Genomic DNA, 15,523 nt, shown 5'->3' with positions numbered 1-15,523 from the left:
GCAGACAAGGATGGTGAAAACGGGGCGAGGTGGTCTCCGCTTTGTTTGTCGCGTCGAGGACTGGTTTCGGTTCGACTGCCACCGGATTGGCTTCCCTCCGGTGTTGTCCCATGAACTCTTGCGCTGTTCCTCATGCCGCTCGCGCTCGCCCAGCATTGATTGCTACGGCCATCGCCATTCTGACATTGGCCACCCGCGCCGCCGCGGCGGAAGTCTGGGTCGTTACCGACTCGCATCATCCGGTCCTTGGCCAGGCTGACCGACACCTCATCCTGGACGCGGCCGCGGTGCTCGAAGCGGAGCTGGCCGACAACCTGCCCACCGATCCTGAGCGCGCCAGCGCCATCGTCCAGCAACGCCTGAAGCTGGGCGCTACAGACCTGCAGCGAAGGATCGGCACCGCCTACCAGGGCATTGCCGACGCCTGGAGCCTTGGCGTCACCAAGGTTCCGGCCATCGTGGTGGATCGCCGATACGTGGTTTATGGCGAGACGGACGTGGGCCATGCGGTAGCCCGCATCGACCAATACCGGAGGACGCAGCCATGACGAGGCGTCCCTTCGCGCCATCCCGGCGCCAGCGGTTGGCCATCGCAGCGCTGCTGCTGGGGTGTTCCGCATCGTCCTTCGCACTGAACACCGCCACCATCGTGGCCTCCACCCTGTCGCCGGATTGCCTGGAGTACCGCGTCACCGGCATCTGCTACTGGCTCTATTGCACCTGGACCGGATGCACCGTGCGCACCTCGATCAAGGTGCACCACTACATCCCGGATGCCGTGGTGTCGAGCTACTCGAACACCGGCGAGAACCCTTGGGTCGAGGTGCGGGCGATGAGCCTGCCGAACCCGACCGCGAAGGCCGGCGGCGACGGCACCACCAACGAGGATCACGAGAACAACCTGGCGAAGTTCAAGAACGCCGACGTCATAGGCCATCCCGGTGGCCATGTGTTCAGCCAGTTCGCCAGCGCCTCCGGCTACACCTGCGAGGGCGCCGGCACCGCCTTCATGCCCTATCTGCTGAGCACGCTCGACACGATGGCATGGCGCTACAACATCCCCGAGGCGCTGTATCCGGAAGCACTGATTCCCGGCCGGCGCGAGATCGGCACGCGCACGGCCATGAATCTCTGGGGCAACGTCTATCCGCGTGGCGGCTTCCTGCACCAGGTGGATGACCACAAGGCCGCAGCCGTAGTCGCCCAGCGCGCGGGTGACATCGTGACGCGCCGCAACCAGATCCACGTCTACCAACCGCTGCTCGCCAGTTCGCGCGATGGCTACTGGCCGGCCGGTGCCCTGATGGAAACCGATGCCGCCACGGGCAAGTGGCAGGAGCTGACCCCCACGCTGTCCCGCAGTTGCGCGGTATTCCCCCACGGCAATGCCAAGGTGCAGGCCCGGCAAGGCGACTACGCCTGGGCATTGTGGCGTCCTTATAGCTGCTGCCAGCGCCGCGGCCAGATATTCCTCGGCAGCGTCGATTTCCTGTGAGGCCCGATGCCATGACGACTTCATTTCCGAACGCCCGTCGATTTCTGCACGTCGCATTGGCCGTTGTCGCATCGCTGTGCTGCTCCAGCGCCGGGGCACAGACCAGCGTCAATGAGTACGGCGTCCAGCATCAGGGCAGCGTGATCGGCGATGACGTGCTCTACAGCATTGGAGGCGGCCGCGCGGTGTCCATGAGCGGTGCGGCCAGCATGCACTCCATCGGTGTTGGCGTCGGCTGGAACAGCAACCTGATCTGTGGCGACATGAGCATCACCACCACGCTGCAGAACCAGTTGAACGGCATCACCAACGGCTTCCAGGCCATCATGTCCTCGGTGATCCAGAACGCCACCGCTGCCGTGGCGTCGCTGCCCGCCTTGATCATCCAGCGCGCCGACCCAGGGCTGTACAACCTGCTGACGAATGGGGTGCTGCAAGCCAGGCTGGATTTCGATCGCAGCAAGCTGACCTGCCGTGCCATCGCCAATCGCATGGCCGACATGGCGGGTGGGCAACTCGGCTGGGACCAGCTTGCCGAAGGCATGGCGCTGAAGCAGGCCCTCGCGAGCACCGATGCGGTCTCGGCGATCGACGACGCCGAGGCGAACCGTGGCAACAATGGCGTTCCGTGGGTCGGCGGAGACAACGCCGGCGGCGCGGGCCAACGCCCGGTGCGTGTGGTCGGCGACGTGACCCGCGCCGGCTACAACCTGCTCAATGGCCGTGGCGTCGGCGATGCCAGTTCGATTCCGCAAGCCAGTTGCGGCGGCAACATGGCCTGCCAGACCTGGAGTTCGCCCGATGCCGCCGCGGCCTGGGCCGTTCGCGTGCTGGGCGAGCAGGAACAGCGCACCTGCGATGCATGCACCAAGACCGTCACCACGCCGGGCGTTGGCCTGACCCCGCTGATCCAGGAGGAATACGAGGACAAGCTGCAGGCCCTGCAGGAGTTGGTCGCCGGCAGCCGTCCAACCACGGCGCAGAACCTGCAGGCTGCGGGCAGCGCGTCGCTGCCCATCACCCGTGGCGTGATCGAGGCGCTGCGCGACGAGACGGACCAGGACATCCTGGCTCGGCGCCTGGCCTCGGAGGTTGCGCTGGCCAGCGTGCTGGAGAAGGCGCTGCTGCTGCAACGCACGCTGCTGACCGGGCGCAAGGAGCCCAACGTGGCCGCCAACGAACTGGCCCAGAAGGCCGTCACCCATGAAAGCGACATCCTCGATCGCGAGATTCACAACCTGAAGACCGAACTGGAACTGCGCCGCGAACTGGCCAGCAACTCGCCGATGGCGATCATCCAGCGGCACAGCACCCGAGCGGCGGGTTCGCGCGGCATCTACGAGGGCGATCCGGTGCGCAACCGCGTCGATGAACTCCAGCGGCCGCCGTCCGGCGGAAGCCATCCATGAACGCCGGCAAGTGGCGCCTGCGCTGGCTGTCCAGCCGGCGTGTCGGCGTGGCGTTGTTGTGGGCATTGCTGCTGCTGATCGCCGCGACCGTCGTGAATGCAGTCGGCATCCGCATCGCAGGCGGCATCGACGGCTGGCAAGCATGGATGGCAGCGCAATCCGGAGCCTTCCTGGCCTGGCGGTTGTTGCTCTACGCCGCCACCGCCTGGGGTTGGCTCTGGATGCGACGTCGCCTGCGCGCACGGGAACCGGAGCACGCTGCCGGGCAGCGGCTGCTGCACGCGGAGATTGCGGCCATCGTCGCCGTGATCGTGCTGGAAGCCAGCCTGCTGATGCAGGCACGGTAGCGCGGGGTTCGCCATGACGCTGTACACCACCGACTACCTGGAGTACTACCTGACGCTGGTGTCCTGGGTGGTCCACAACGGCATCTGGTCGGTGCTGGTCGCCAGCGGCATGTTCGCCGTCCCGTTCCTGGCGATCGTCATCCAGGAATGGTTGAAAGCCCGCGCGGAAGGCGCGGACGAAGGCAACAAGGGCGTGCTGTCCTCGGCTCGCATCGAGAGCCGCGTCTTCGTCGCCATCGTGGTGATCATGTTCGCGGGCATTCCCTTCATCGATGTCGATCTCAACACTATCCGCTACGACCATTCGCGCTCGACGCAATGCCAGGTAAGCGTCCCGGAGCCGACCGATACCGGCTGGTCGCAATCGTTCAGCACGATCAACAACCAGTCGGCCAAGGTGCCGGTGTGGTGGTTCGCCATGCACGCGATCTCGCGCGCGATCACCGGCGCCTCGGTCGCGGCCATTCCCTGCGGCACCGACCTGCGGCAGATCCGCATGGACATCGACGCGACCCGCATCGACGACCCGGTGCTGGCCCAGGAGGTCAGCGATTTCACCCGCGACTGCTATGGCCCCGCCCGCGCCAAGCTGTTCATGACCCGGCCCAGCCTGAGCGAGGAGCAGATGCACGACGTCACCTGGATCGGCTCCAGCTACTTCGTCGACACGGCCGGCTTCTACGACAGCTACCGCTCCAGGACACCGCGCGATGCCTGGCCGTTCGACGCCACGCGCGACGCCGGCCTGGCCCAGGTGCCCGGCGGGGGCGGCTACCCGACCTGCCGGCAGTGGTGGTCCGACGGCGGCCAGGGCCTGCGGGCACGACTGCTGGCCCAGGTCGATCCCAACCTGCTGACGCGACTGGCCGGCTGGGCGGGCTTCCTGAGCCAGGCCGAGGTCAACGACTCGGTGATCCGCGCCGTCGCGAGCCCTCGGCAACAGAAGCTCAACCGGGGGGCGGTCTACACGGACTACGGTGGCCAGATCGACATGACGCTGCCCAACATCGTCACCCGCGCCGCCAGCGACGTGGGGCTGACCGTCGGATCACTGGGCTATTTCCCGGCGATGGACGTGGTGCGGCAGGCGCTGCCGATGGTGCTGTCGCTGCTCAAGATGGCGCTGGTCATCTGCATCCCGCTGGTGCTGCTAATCGGCACCTATGACCTCAAGACCATGGTCACGGTGAGCGTGGTGCAGTTCGCGCTGTTCTTCACCGAATTCTGGTTTCAGCTCGCCCGCTGGATCGACTCGACGATCCTGGATGCGCTCTACGGCTGGGGGTGGGGCTGGAACCGGCCGCACACGAACTTCGATCCGCTGGTGGGCCTCAACAACACCTTCGGAGACATGCTGCTGAACTTCGTGATGGCGACGATGTTCCTAGTGCTCCCGGCATTCTGGATTGGCGCATTGACTTGGGCTGGGATTAGGGCCGGAACTGTCGCAAATGCTTTCTCGGCAGGCACCAAAGACGCGGGCAACGCGGGCGGCAAGGGGCTAGGCGTCATGTCGAGGAAGCTGAAATGATTCAGCGATGAACGGCTTCAATCTTCTTCGCTGTACATCACGTGAGAGGTGTCGTTGTAAAGGTTTGGATCGTAGCCAGGCGTTTGACGTAGTTCATCCAGACTCGCAGGAAATTGCAGGTCAAAATCGTCGTCGCCCCCCGGCGTCTGCTCCGCCATCCTGGCTGCCACAACGAGAGCGACCAGTATCAGCGCCACCCAGAATGCGACGTACAGCAACACCCCGAGGACCGCCAGCTTGATCACCCAGATCAGCACCGCTGCACCGCCCGCCGGCAGTGCCTGCGCCACCAGCCACCGATGCGCCCGACGCTCCGCGCGCAGGCAAACGCCCCATACACCGCCCAGCCAGCGGCCGAGTCGCGCTGCGGTGGTCATGCGTGCGGTGTGCTTCATGGTTGGCTACCTCATGGTCGTTCCACGGTCGTTGGGCTAGGCGGTGCCGTTCTCCTTCATGCCTGCCGCGCCGCGAATGCTTCGGCGGTCATGATCAAGCCGGGAAAGTCCTCTCGCATGGCGAGAATGTCCGCATCGCCTGTGATCAATGCATCCGCCTTGCCGACATGCGCGAGCACCAGGAACACCTGGTCCTTCTCGTCGCGGCAGGCCGGCAGGTCTGGCCATGGCGCCGGCAGTTCCACCACATCGGCGTAGGGCAGAAAGTCCGCCAGCAACTCCTGCTGTTCCGAGGTCGACAGCTTGAACTTGGGAAAGGCCAGGACGCGCAGGAGTTCACTGGCCGTCTCCCGGCAGACCAGCGGCTGCAACTGCTGTTGCTGCCAGGCATGGCGTATCCAGGCCAGGCGTCCTGCATTGAAGACCAGCGCCGACAGCACGATGTTGGTGTCGAGCACGACCCTGCGCATCAGCGCCGCGCCCAGGCCACGGCATCCTCGACGTCCTGCTCGGTGATCCCGAGTTGCTCCAGCTTCTCGCGCACGGCCTGGGCCTTCTGGACCCGCACGGGGGTCAGGACGATCCGACCGCCTTCGACGGTCACGTCGAAGTACTCCGCCGCATCCACGCCGGACACGGCCGCCTTGGGCAGCGTGATCTGGTTTTTCGAAGTGAGCTTGGCAAGCATGGGAAGCCTCCGTAAGTTTCAAAGGAAATCTTACTTCCTTACTTCATTCCCGACAAGCATGCCTTCGGGCGCATGGATTTCAGGACCTGCCGTGCTTTCAGCGCCGGTTGAAGCGGCCTGATCCGGTGAAAACACAGCGCCTGTTCCGATCCCCAATCCTGGAGCGCATGGGCTCCGCATTGATTGCGGCACACGAAGCCAACTGCCCCTATACCAAAGGGCTTGTCGAAGGCCAAAGGGCTGGGGAAGGGGCAAGGGAATGGCCTCAACGGGAAAGGCCCTACCCGAAAAGGCCAAAAGGCTCCTCCGGCCAGCCCATCACCAGGATGTCGCCATGCTTTCGCTGTTCCAGCGCAAACGGGTGCCGCTGGCCAACGCCGCGGCGCCGCCTCCCGTCGAGCCTGCCAAAGGGTTGACCCGGCCGCAGTCGGCCACATCGCTGCTGGCGGAGCCGCGCCGGCAGCGATTGCTGGAACACATCTGGCAGCGCACCTCGCTGTCGCGTCGGCAGTTCCGCTCGCTGTACCTGGCGCCACTGGAGCGCTACGCCGAGCTGGTCCAGCAGTTCCCGGCCTCGGAGGCGCATCACCATGCCTGGCCGGGCGGCATGCTGGACCACGGCCTGGAGATCGTGGCCTACGCGCTCAAACTGAGGCAGTCCCACTTGCTCCCGGCCGGCGCCTCGCCCGAGGCCCAGGCCGCGCAAGCCGAGGCCTGGACCGCCGGTACCGCCTACGCCGCGCTGCTGCACGACATTGGCAAGATCGCGGTCGACCTGCACGTCGAGCAGGCCGATGGCCTGGTCTGGCACCCCTGGCACGGGCCGCTGCGGCAGCCGTACCGCTTTCGTTACCGGACGGATCGCGAGTACCGGCTGCATGGCGCCGCCACTGGGCTGCTCTACACCCGTGTGCTCGATGCCGGCATCCTCGACTGGCTGAGCGACTACCACGATCTATGGTCGGCGCTGCTCTACGTCCTGGCGGGCCAGTACGAGCATGCCGGCACGCTGGGCGAGCTGGTCGTCAAGGCCGACCAGGCATCGGTGGCCCTGGCGCTCGGCGGTGATCCGGCCAGGGCCATGGCGGCGCCGAAGCATGCGCTGCAGCGCAAGCTGCTGGATGGCCTGCGCTACCTGCTGCGCGAGGAGTTCAAGCTGAACCAGCCCGGCGGCCCGTCGGATGGATGGCTGACCCAGGACGCACTCTGGCTCGTCAGCAAGACGGTCAGCGACAAACTGCGCGCGCATCTCCTGTCGCAGGGCATCGAAGGCATCCCATCGAACAACACCGCCGTCTTCTCGGTGCTCCAGGACCATGGCATCGTGCAGCCCGCCCCGGATGGAAAGGCGATCTGGCGGGCGACCGTCACGAGCGGCACCGGCTGGTCGCACAGCTTTACCTTCCTGCGCCTGTCGCCGGCCTTGATCTGGGAGTCGGGCGAGCGTCCCGCACCGTTCGCCGGCACGGTCACGACGGAAGAGCCCCTCCCTGGCGATGAGGCAGCGCCGGGCTCCGACGGCATCCCGGCCACCTCACCGCCCCCTGGGGTGGCGGATTCCCCGGCCGGGCTCGCGGACCCGGTCTCCGATCTGCTGTCGATGCTCGATGCATCCGGCGCAGCCACCGCCGGTGCATCGTCCGCCGGCGCGGAACCGCCGTCACCATCCGCCGGAGCAACTGTGACAGTGACCCATTCGGCGCTGACCGGTCCTGCCACGATGCCGGCTCCCGCGAAGGCCACGCCGTCCGGGGAAGCCTTCATCGCCTGGCTCAGGCAAGGCATCGAGTCGCGCAAGCTCATCATCAACGATGCGAAGGCACTGGTGCATACCGTCGATGGCACGGCGTACCTGGTCAGCCCCGGCGTCTTCCAGCGCTACGTGCAGGAACATCCGGAGATCCAGGCGCTGGCCCGACAGGACGATCTGCACGACTGGCAATGGGTGCAGAAGCGCTTCGAGAAGCTGGGGCTGCACCGCAAACAGGACAGCGGCCTGAACATCTGGACCTGCGATGTCACAGGACCGCGCAAGTCGCGGCGGTTGCACGGCTATCTGTTGGCGGCGCCTTCGGCATTGTTCGCGGAAGTCCCGCCGGACAACCCCTACCTGTCCCTGGCGCGCGGCTAGGAGTCTCCTCGCCACACACGGGCAGCGCACCTGCCGACCCTATGTCTTGCATCGTCGATACCCCCTCATGCTCGATGGGCGACCCAACCCTTGAAGGTGAACGCGCAATAGAAAAGGTCGATGTCCGTGAATCCAGCCTCGCGGAGCAGATCGACATCCTGCACGGGCGAAAGCACGGGCAGCCGTTCCTTGATCGCCGCGATGCTGCCTTCGGCTTGACGCACGGGTACGCCGGAAATAGCCGCGAACACCGCATTGCGCGAGAGCCATCTGTCCCGACCGGGATCTTCGCCGGGAAAGCTGTGATGCGCGACGACAAGGGGCGCACCGGGCTTGAGTCGCAGGTGCATCTGCTGCAGCGTCTTCAGGCGCTCGGCTGGAGGCAGGAAATGCAATGTCAGCAGGCAGGTCGCGCCATCGAAGGGCCCCTTGGGGGCGCTGTCGATATAGCCCTCGTGCAAGCGCACGTGAGGCGCCATCGGGCCCAGGATCGTGCGGGCGAGTTCGAGCATCTCTGCGGAAGGATCGACGCCGTCGAACTGCCAGCCGGGCTGCATTTCAGCGAGGGCCTTCAGTTCCAGCCCGCCGCCGGCGCCGAGCACCAGGATGCGCGCGTCGGCCGGTGCGCGTTCGGCCAGCAGCACGCCCGCCATCCGGTGCAGGTCGCACAGGCCCGGCACGATCCTCGCGGTTCTTTCCGCATAGCCCGATACAGCCGCCGGGTCGGAGAACGACGTCATAGAGCGCGGCTTTCCGCTTGCGCTGGCTCGATCGTCTCGGGCCAAAGCAGTGACCGGTGAATGTGAAATCCCGTCATGGCCCCGTTGCCCACGGCCAGCGACACCGAATGAGGAAACCGTGCCGCGTCGCCGCAGGCAAAGACCCCAGGCACCGAGGTCTTGCTCTCGGCATCCGTGCGGATCTGGATGCCCATGGGCGTTTCTTCCAGTGCACAACCGATTGTCTCGGCCAAAGGGCTGGAGGGGGCGGTTCGCGTTACAACAAACAGGCCCGCAAAGCTCAGTCGCCTCCCATCCACCATCGTCACGTCGGCATGTCCCTCGATCCTGTCGATGCGGGCCTCGTCGATGACCACGCCTCGGCGTTCCAAAGTGGACCTGATTTCCTCGTTGAGTTCCAATGCACCGTTGACGAGCAAGGTGACATCCCCCCAATCCGTCAGCAGCTCAGCCTGATGGATGGACATCGGGCTGGCACCGACGATGCCGATGCGTCCCTGTCCAAGTTCATAGCCATGGCAGTACGGGCAGTGAAAAACCGTCTTCCCCCAGCGTTGCGCGAGTCCGTCGATGGCTGGAAGCTGGTCGGTCACCCCCGTCGCCAATAGAATGCGTCGCCCCAGGTGCGACTCGCCATCGGCCGTCGTGACGGTGAATTCGTCCGCCTGCCCGGCGACCGCTTCCACCCGACCTTCAAGCCAGGTCAGCGTTGGATAGGCCTCGAGCTGGCGGCGTGCGTTTGCAGCGATTTCACCTGGCGGCACACCATCCTGGCCGAGAAATCCGTGTGAATGGCTGGCGAAGCGGTTGCGCCGCTGGCCCGCATCGATCACCAGCACTGACCTGCGTGCGCGCACCAGTTGCAGGGTCGCGGCCATGCCTGAGTAGCTTCCGCCGACGACGATCACGTCGTGATTCATGATTTATTCCTTGAGTGTCGTAAGGCCGCATGCCGGCGTGCGAAGTCAGAGGCCAGATCGGCAAGGGTGATTTCCGAAAACCGCGTGAGCAGCAGCGCCTCGGCTTCGGCAAACGTGCCTTCGAGTGCCGCATTGACCGTCTGCTCGACCAGACACTCCGGTGTCTCGTTGCGGTTGCCGATGGCAAACGTCGCCGGCTCTCCCAGGGCTTCGTGCAACTGACGCAGGGTGACGCTGCCAAGGTCGGCGTGGATACGCCATCCTCCTGCGTGGCCTCGTTCGGAGGTGACGATTCCCGCTTGCCGCAGGTATCCCATCGTGCGCCGAACGACGACCGGGTTGGTGCCCAGGCACAGCGCCAAGGTTTCCGAGGTAACGGGTCCATCCTGCTCGGCCATGTGCAGCAGCGCATGCAGGACAGACGAGAGGCGGCTGTCTCTTTTCATGAAACAAATGATGTTACGAAAAAGGCCGCGTGTCAAATGCGAGGTGGCAATGAACACCTGGCAAGTCACAGCCTTGACGTACAAGAACGTTGTTGACACCTCACCGCCATGACGGCATGGCTATTCGGTGCCGCTCTCTTCCTCGGACAGTTGCGCCTCGGTCGCGGCCATCAGTGCCGCGGCCGAGCACCCCAGCCCCTTCGCGATCCGCAGGATCAACACCAGCGTGGGCATGTGCTCGCCGCGCTCGATCTTGCCCATGTGCGACCGGGCGATGCCCGCCTGTTCCGCGAGCACCTCCTGCGCCAGCCCCTGCGCGGACCGGGCCTCGCGCACGGCAACGCCGAAAGCGCGCGCTGGCTCGCTTTCATAGGTTCTTGTCCCTGCGGGTCTCCCGCGTTGCACCGATCGCTTCTGCATCAACAGAAGCGTCACGCGCAAAGCGAATCTAAACCACGTTAAACTTATCTCATCGACCGGTCGCGCCCGGTTTTTCCCAGTGTCGGCGTTGTGCAGGTGACACGATGATCGCTCCCGATCCCTTGAACATTGCCCTGTCGGACTGCCTGGCCTATCCCCGGTTGTCGGTGCCGATGGCGGAACATCGCCGGCGCCATCCGGACCACCCCATTCGCCTTCATGAAGAACGCCTGGTGGATCTGCATCGAGGACTGCTCGCGGGGGCCTTCGAGGCAGGCCTCTGCCAGTCGCCCGCAGCACCGGAAGGCATCGATGTGCGCCCCGTCTGGCGCGACACGCTGGCATTGGCCGTGTCGGCCCATCACCCCTTGCTGGCCTTCGCGTCAGTGTCCCTGGAGCAGGCGGCTGACCACCCTTGGATCGCCCTGGATGGGCGCGGCTGTGTGGGCTACTGCGGGCAGATCGACTCACTGCTGACGGCGGCCGGCGTCGTTCCCTCGGCCGTCACGACGGCCACATCGTTCGGGTTGATGATGACCTTGGTGGCCGCCGGCTACGGCGTCTGCCTCGCACCCGCCGCCCGCATCGAGGGTCATCGTTCCCTTGGCGTTGTCCAGCGTCCCTTGCAAGAGGGCGCGCTGACGCTCACCACGTACTTCCTGAGCCGTCGTAGTACGGACAGCACCCACCTGGAGCCGTTTTTCCAAGCGCTCCAGGCAAGCGCCTGACCGAACCTCGGCGCGACCCTGGCTTGATCAATCTCCGGCCGTCGCTTCGGCGGCATCGGCAGCGACGGCTTCGCGCACCAGCCGCTGCACGCTTTGCCGGACCGGCTCAGGGAACTCGGTCGTCACGGCTGGCTCGCTCGCCTGCGTGCACTGTGCGGCCACCAGCCGCGCGGCAAGGTGCAGGTTCGTTGGATTGACGGCTTCGATGGCCGGCCGTGTCCCGAGAGCCTCGTACGAGCGCAGAAGAGCGTGGTAGATGTCCCAGGTGTCGATACCCCGTGGCAGTTGCTTCAGGACGGACTGGACCAGCCTGCGCTTGAGCGGATCGAGTTGCCAGTCCGGCACCCGCTGCCCGCGATGCCCCATGTGGATCGACAGCAGGTTGCCGGCCTGGATCTCGTAGGTGATCCAGCGGCGCGACTTGCCCGCGAGCTTGGCGTAGTCCGCCACCGAGAGGTTGTGTGGTGCCTCGAAGGTCTCCAGCACTTGCAGGCGTTCGCGCTGCGCCTCCGACAGGCGCGGCCGTGCGTACTCGGGCATGCGCACGGCCGACAGCCGCTGCACCGATGCCGGCGCTTCAAGTTGGTCGGGCGTTGGCGCGGTCACGATCAGTTGCGGCGCAGTGAGGTCGACCACCGGAGACTGCACGGCCGCCTGGCCGGCGATGGTCGGCAGGCCCTGGAGCGTGATGGTCAGATGCCGGCTGGCAACCTCGACCTGGTTCTGCTCGAACAGGTCCAGGCGATCAGCCCAGTCCTGCATCATGACGCGGCGTTGCTCGACGTATTCGGCATGGTTGTAGGTCGCGCTGATCTTGTCTGGATCGGCATGCGATAGCTGGGCATCCACCCATTTCTTCGGGTAGCCGAGTTCGTTCAGCGCCGTCGAGATCGTCGCCCGGATGCCATGCCCCGTGAGCTGGTCCTCGTAGCCCATGCGCTTGAGCGCGGCGTTGAGCGTGTTCTCGCTGATCGGGTTCTTCAGGCACCAGTCGCCTGGGATGAGATGGACCTGGGCAGGCTTGCATTGGTCCAACAGGTGGCGAACGATCTCCTGCGCCTGCACCGACAGCGGCACGATGTAGGGCGGGATGTCGATCAGGCGCTTGCGCTTCTTCCTGGTGAGCAGCTTGCGCTGCTTGAGCCTGGCCACGGGGATGATCCACAGGCCCCGGTCGAGATCGAACTGATCGGGCGTGGCGAAGCGCAACTCGCCAGTGCGCACACCGGTGAGCATCAGCAACCGCAAGCCCAATTGCGTGTTCAGGCGACCGCGGTACTTGCGCAGCGTCTGCAGCATGACTGGCAGCTCGTGCATGCGCAGGAACGGGTTGTGTTCGACCGGCGGCAATGGCAGCGCGACCACTTCCAGGTCCCTGGACGGGTTCTCGCCCATGTTGGGAATCGCCACCGTGGCGTAGGTGAACAACTGGGTAAACCAGGTCCGCAGCTTCTCGGCCACGGACAGCGAGCCGCGCTTTTCCACCCTGCCGATGATGTCCAGCAGGTGCGCGCGGGTGATCTCGTAGATGGTCAGGTGCCGCAGCGACGGGAACACGTCTTTCTTGAAGACGCGCCCGATCTGCTCCAGGCTGGTCTGCCGTCCTTCCTCCAGCGAGAGACGGCGATGGGCCAGCCATTGCTCGTAGACGGCCATGAAGGTGTGCTCGCCGGCCAGGACGATCGCGTGCCGCTTGCGCTTGCGTTCGCTGTGGGGATTGACGCCCTTGGCGAGCAGCGAGCGGGCTTCATCGCGCAGCGCGCGGGCGTCCTTCAGCGAGAGCGCTGGATACGTGCCAAAGGACATGCGGTCGCGCTTGCCGCCCCACGAGAAGCGGAAGTGCCACGCCTTTGCACCGGTGGCTGAAACAAAGAGGGAAAGGCCGTCTGTGTCGGCCAGGGTGTACGGTTTGCCGGTCGCCTTGGCTTGGCGAACCGTGAGGTCCGAAAGCATGATCCCAACTCCTTGAAAGCGAGTTGAGTGCCATGTTTCCCATCGAGCCCCGGCTCCCCCAGCAACAATGCGGAATCGGGAAGCTCCGCATTGAGATGTACCACTTAATGTACCGGTTTTGACCGGCTGTCAGTAGATTTCGCTGGACGTCACTGGAACGGATTTTCTGGAAAAATCGAACCGTGACAATGACTTGCAACACTCCATGGAGGTCCTTGGAACACCGTGGAAAGTTGAAGTGGAGCGGGCGATGGGAATCGAACCCACGTCAGTAGCTTGGGAAGCTACAGCTCTACCATTGAGCTACGCCCGCGCGGCGTGGGGCAAGTCTAGAGCGAGTCATGCCCTTTGAGAAGAGAGGTGCCGGCGGCCGGGCGAGGGACCGGCGCACCGGCCCCTCGCTGCCGCGGCATCTCAGAAGCTGCCGCTGAAGTTGACGAACAGCGTGGCGTCGCGCGCACCCTTCTGCGCAGTGGTGCCGGTGATGCCGAAGTTGCTCTGCAGGCCCCACACCCCGGTACGGGCGCCGAGCACCACCGTGGCGTAGTTGCGGTCCAGGTCCAGGCCCGGCACACGATAGGTACCGACCTCCGGCATGGACTGCAGCCAGGCGCTGGCTTCCTTCGGGTCCTCGAACTCGTGGTCGTAGGTGACCTGCAGGTACGGCTTGACCGCCGCGCCGTCGAGGCGCACCTGCCAGCCGACGCGGCCGACCAGCGAGTCGATGTCCTGGTCGCCGTAGCCCAGTGCGCTGGAACTCTCGTTGCTTTCCTCGTAGCCATCGAGCTTGATCTTCTGCCAGGTCAGGCCGACCACCGGACCGTGCTTGATCGCGCCCTGGCCCAGCTCGTAGCCGGCATTGATCGCCGCGGTCAGGTTGCTGCCGTCCGGCGAGCCGCTGTGGGTGCGCGTGGCGGCGCCCAGCTGGACCTTGCGGTCCACGTCGTAGCCGAGCCAGGTGTAGCTGACCTGGGCGTTGACCCAGACCGGGCCGGTGTACCAGCCGAAGAAGCCGCCGAGCGTGGTGTCGGTCTGCTTGAAGCTGCCGCGGCTGTTGCCGAAATCGGCGTCCAGGCGGCCGTAGCCGGCGAAGCCGCCGAACACCAGGTCGCCGCGGGTCCAGTCCACGCCGAACAGGCCGGCGGGCGAGGTGCCGTCGTACAGGTCGGCATGGTCGTAGCGCTGCATGTCGCCGCGCACGCTGCCCCACCAGCGCAGGCCGTCCGTCTCGGGCTTGCCGCCGATGTGCCAGGCGACCTGGTCGGCACGGGCGCGCCCGACCACCTGCGCGGAGTGCGTCAGCACCTGCTGCAGGCGCGGCGCTTCCAGGATCGACAGCGCGTACTGGCCCATCACCTGGTGGGTGGCGCTGGTCGGGTGCACGCCATCGGCGAACACGTAGGTGTTGGCGGCATTGGCGGCGACCAGGCTGGTCGGGTTGCAGGTCAGCGAGGAGCTGGTGGTGCACGCGGCGTTGGTGGCGTTGACGAAGCCGTACGCCGATGGGTTGGCGACCACTTCCTGCAGCAGGTGGAAGGTATCCACCGGGATCACGCGCAGGCCGGCGCTCTTCAGCCCGGAGAACAGCGCGTTGTTGTAGGCCGCGGCCAATGCCGTGGCCTGCGCGCTGGTAGCCGCGCTGCCGTTGAAGCTGGGGGTCAGGCCGACATCGGGAATGGTGGGCACCAGCACGTAGCGCGCACCGGCATTCTCCAGCGTGCCGACGATGCCGACCTGCGCGGTCACCGCGCTGCCGATGATGCTCTGTGCCTGGGCCGGCGCCGCCGCGGCGGCGAACAGGTCGTTGGCGCCGCCCCATACGGTATAGAGCGCATTGGGATTGGCCTTGCCGCCATTGCTGGACAGGTAGCCGTTGACCTGGGTCGCCAGCGACGGCACCGCGACGCCGCCGAGCTGGGCATTGGTGGCGTCGACGGCGACCCGAGCGCCGCCGACGGCGTAGTTGTCGCCGGTCTGGCCATTGCCATGGGCCGAGGCGTTGGTGCCGTAGTAATCGGCGACGTACTCGGCCCAGGTCCAGCCCGGGTTGGTGGTGAAGCGGCCGGTCACGGCCTGCGCCGAGGCCGGCAGCAGCGGACGGAAATAGCCACTGTCGGTCAGGCTGTCGCCGAAGAAGACGGTCTGGTCGTAGGCCGACTCGGCCATCGCCGGCGCGGCGGCCAGGGCGATGGCGACGGCCATCAGGGAACGGATCGGGCGGATCGAAGAAGCCATGGGATTACTTCCCTTGTGGAGGATGGGAACAAATGCCGACGCCGGCGTACGCCGGCGAATGGTCACATCTTTCCACCACCGGTCG

General features: G+C 65.7%; 16 protein-coding genes and 1 tRNA gene. 7 read left to right on the top strand and 10 right to left on the bottom strand.

From position 1 onward, the window contains the following. Positions 1-110 precede the first annotated feature (110 nt). From M3M27_RS05345 to M3M27_RS05325, 5 genes are read left to right on the top strand one after another with little or no spacing between them, the layout of a single operon-like run. Positions 111-548, top strand: coding sequence for a TIGR03757 family integrating conjugative element protein (locus M3M27_RS05345; RefSeq protein WP_434027392.1), 438 nt, complete (start codon positions 111-113; stop codon positions 546-548). After that, the gene (locus M3M27_RS05340; RefSeq protein WP_434027391.1) at positions 545-1,495 is read left to right on the top strand and encodes a TIGR03756 family integrating conjugative element protein; all 951 of its coding nucleotides are present in this window, start codon (positions 545-547) and stop codon (positions 1,493-1,495) included. The genes M3M27_RS05345 and M3M27_RS05340 overlap by 4 nt, the downstream gene beginning before the upstream one ends. An 11-nt stretch (positions 1,496-1,506) precedes the next feature. Continuing rightward, positions 1,507-2,904: an integrating conjugative element protein gene (locus M3M27_RS05335; RefSeq protein ID WP_434027959.1), complete on the top strand. Its 1,398-nt coding sequence runs from the start codon at positions 1,507-1,509 to the stop codon at positions 2,902-2,904. After that, positions 2,901-3,251 carry a hypothetical protein gene (locus M3M27_RS05330; RefSeq protein ID WP_043223422.1) on the top strand — a complete coding sequence of 117 codons (351 nt, stop codon included), beginning with the start codon at positions 2,901-2,903 and terminating at the stop codon, positions 3,249-3,251. The genes M3M27_RS05335 and M3M27_RS05330 overlap by 4 nt, the downstream gene beginning before the upstream one ends. Before the next feature lie 13 nt (positions 3,252-3,264). Further along, entirely contained in the window at positions 3,265-4,782 is a 1,518-nt protein-coding gene (locus tag M3M27_RS05325) for a conjugal transfer protein TraG N-terminal domain-containing protein (RefSeq protein WP_434027390.1), read from the top strand. Positions 4,783-4,799: 17 nt separating this feature from the next. Here the strand turns inward: M3M27_RS05325 and M3M27_RS05320 are convergent, their stop codons facing one another. The 3 genes from M3M27_RS05320 to M3M27_RS05310 are packed head-to-tail and all read right to left on the bottom strand — an operon-like array spanning position 4,800 to position 5,865. Continuing rightward, positions 4,800-5,177, bottom strand: a complete 378-nt coding sequence (locus M3M27_RS05320; protein ID WP_062737770.1) for a DUF3742 family protein — start codon at positions 5,175-5,177, stop codon at positions 4,800-4,802. Positions 5,178-5,233: 56 nt separating this feature from the next. Then, the gene (locus tag M3M27_RS05315; protein ID WP_434027389.1) at positions 5,234-5,635 is read right to left on the bottom strand and encodes a putative toxin-antitoxin system toxin component, PIN family; all 402 of its coding nucleotides are present in this window, start codon (positions 5,633-5,635) and stop codon (positions 5,234-5,236) included. A gap of 11 nt (positions 5,636-5,646) precedes the next feature. Continuing rightward, entirely contained in the window at positions 5,647-5,865 is a 219-nt protein-coding gene (locus M3M27_RS05310; RefSeq protein WP_006489017.1) for an AbrB/MazE/SpoVT family DNA-binding domain-containing protein, read from the bottom strand. Between the two features lie 334 nt (positions 5,866-6,199). On the opposite strand from M3M27_RS05310, the gene mobH reads away from it, so the two are divergent. Continuing rightward, on the top strand, positions 6,200-7,996 hold the full coding sequence (gene mobH / locus M3M27_RS05305; protein WP_032958330.1) for a MobH family relaxase: 1,797 nt from the start codon (positions 6,200-6,202) through the stop codon (positions 7,994-7,996). 65 nt (positions 7,997-8,061) lie between these two features. Here the strand turns inward: mobH and M3M27_RS05300 are convergent, their stop codons facing one another. From M3M27_RS05300 to M3M27_RS05285, 4 genes are all read right to left on the bottom strand, one after another. After that, positions 8,062-8,736, bottom strand: coding sequence for a class I SAM-dependent methyltransferase (locus tag M3M27_RS05300; RefSeq protein ID WP_044061254.1), 675 nt, complete (start codon positions 8,734-8,736; stop codon positions 8,062-8,064). Beyond that, complete coding sequence (locus M3M27_RS05295) at positions 8,733-9,656, bottom strand: NAD(P)/FAD-dependent oxidoreductase (RefSeq protein WP_032958332.1); 924 nt, start codon at positions 9,654-9,656, stop codon at positions 8,733-8,735. The genes M3M27_RS05300 and M3M27_RS05295 overlap by 4 nt, the downstream gene beginning before the upstream one ends. Beyond that, positions 9,653-10,102 carry an Rrf2 family transcriptional regulator gene (locus M3M27_RS05290; RefSeq protein WP_032972743.1) on the bottom strand — a complete coding sequence of 150 codons (450 nt, stop codon included), beginning with the start codon at positions 10,100-10,102 and terminating at the stop codon, positions 9,653-9,655. The genes M3M27_RS05295 and M3M27_RS05290 overlap by 4 nt, the downstream gene beginning before the upstream one ends. A 120-nt stretch (positions 10,103-10,222) precedes the next feature. Beyond that, positions 10,223-10,522 carry a helix-turn-helix domain-containing protein gene (locus M3M27_RS05285; protein ID WP_434027958.1) on the bottom strand — a complete coding sequence of 100 codons (300 nt, stop codon included), beginning with the start codon at positions 10,520-10,522 and terminating at the stop codon, positions 10,223-10,225. Between the two features lie 104 nt (positions 10,523-10,626). Between M3M27_RS05285 and M3M27_RS05280 the strand changes: the two genes are divergently transcribed. Continuing rightward, complete coding sequence (locus M3M27_RS05280) at positions 10,627-11,250, top strand: LysR family substrate-binding domain-containing protein (RefSeq protein ID WP_032972513.1); 624 nt, start codon at positions 10,627-10,629, stop codon at positions 11,248-11,250. A 27-nt stretch (positions 11,251-11,277) separates the two neighbouring features. Here the strand turns inward: M3M27_RS05280 and M3M27_RS05275 are convergent, their stop codons facing one another. From M3M27_RS05275 to M3M27_RS05265, 3 genes are all read right to left on the bottom strand, one after another. Continuing rightward, the gene (locus tag M3M27_RS05275; protein WP_434027388.1) at positions 11,278-13,203 is read right to left on the bottom strand and encodes a tyrosine-type recombinase/integrase; all 1,926 of its coding nucleotides are present in this window, start codon (positions 13,201-13,203) and stop codon (positions 11,278-11,280) included. Between the two features lie 239 nt (positions 13,204-13,442). Next, positions 13,443-13,516, bottom strand: a tRNA-Gly gene (locus M3M27_RS05270). Positions 13,517-13,617: 101 nt separating this feature from the next. Next, the gene (locus M3M27_RS05265) at positions 13,618-15,438 is read right to left on the bottom strand and encodes an autotransporter outer membrane beta-barrel domain-containing protein (protein ID WP_434027387.1); all 1,821 of its coding nucleotides are present in this window, start codon (positions 15,436-15,438) and stop codon (positions 13,618-13,620) included. Positions 15,439-15,523 lie beyond the last annotated feature (85 nt).

The sequence above is a fragment of the Xanthomonas boreopolis genome (assembly GCF_046529185.1).
Classification (GTDB): domain Bacteria; phylum Pseudomonadota; class Gammaproteobacteria; order Xanthomonadales; family Xanthomonadaceae; genus Pseudomonas_S; species Pseudomonas_S boreopolis.
The sequence above is the reverse complement of the archived record's forward strand: the minus strand, read 5'-3'. Positions and strand labels throughout refer to the sequence as shown.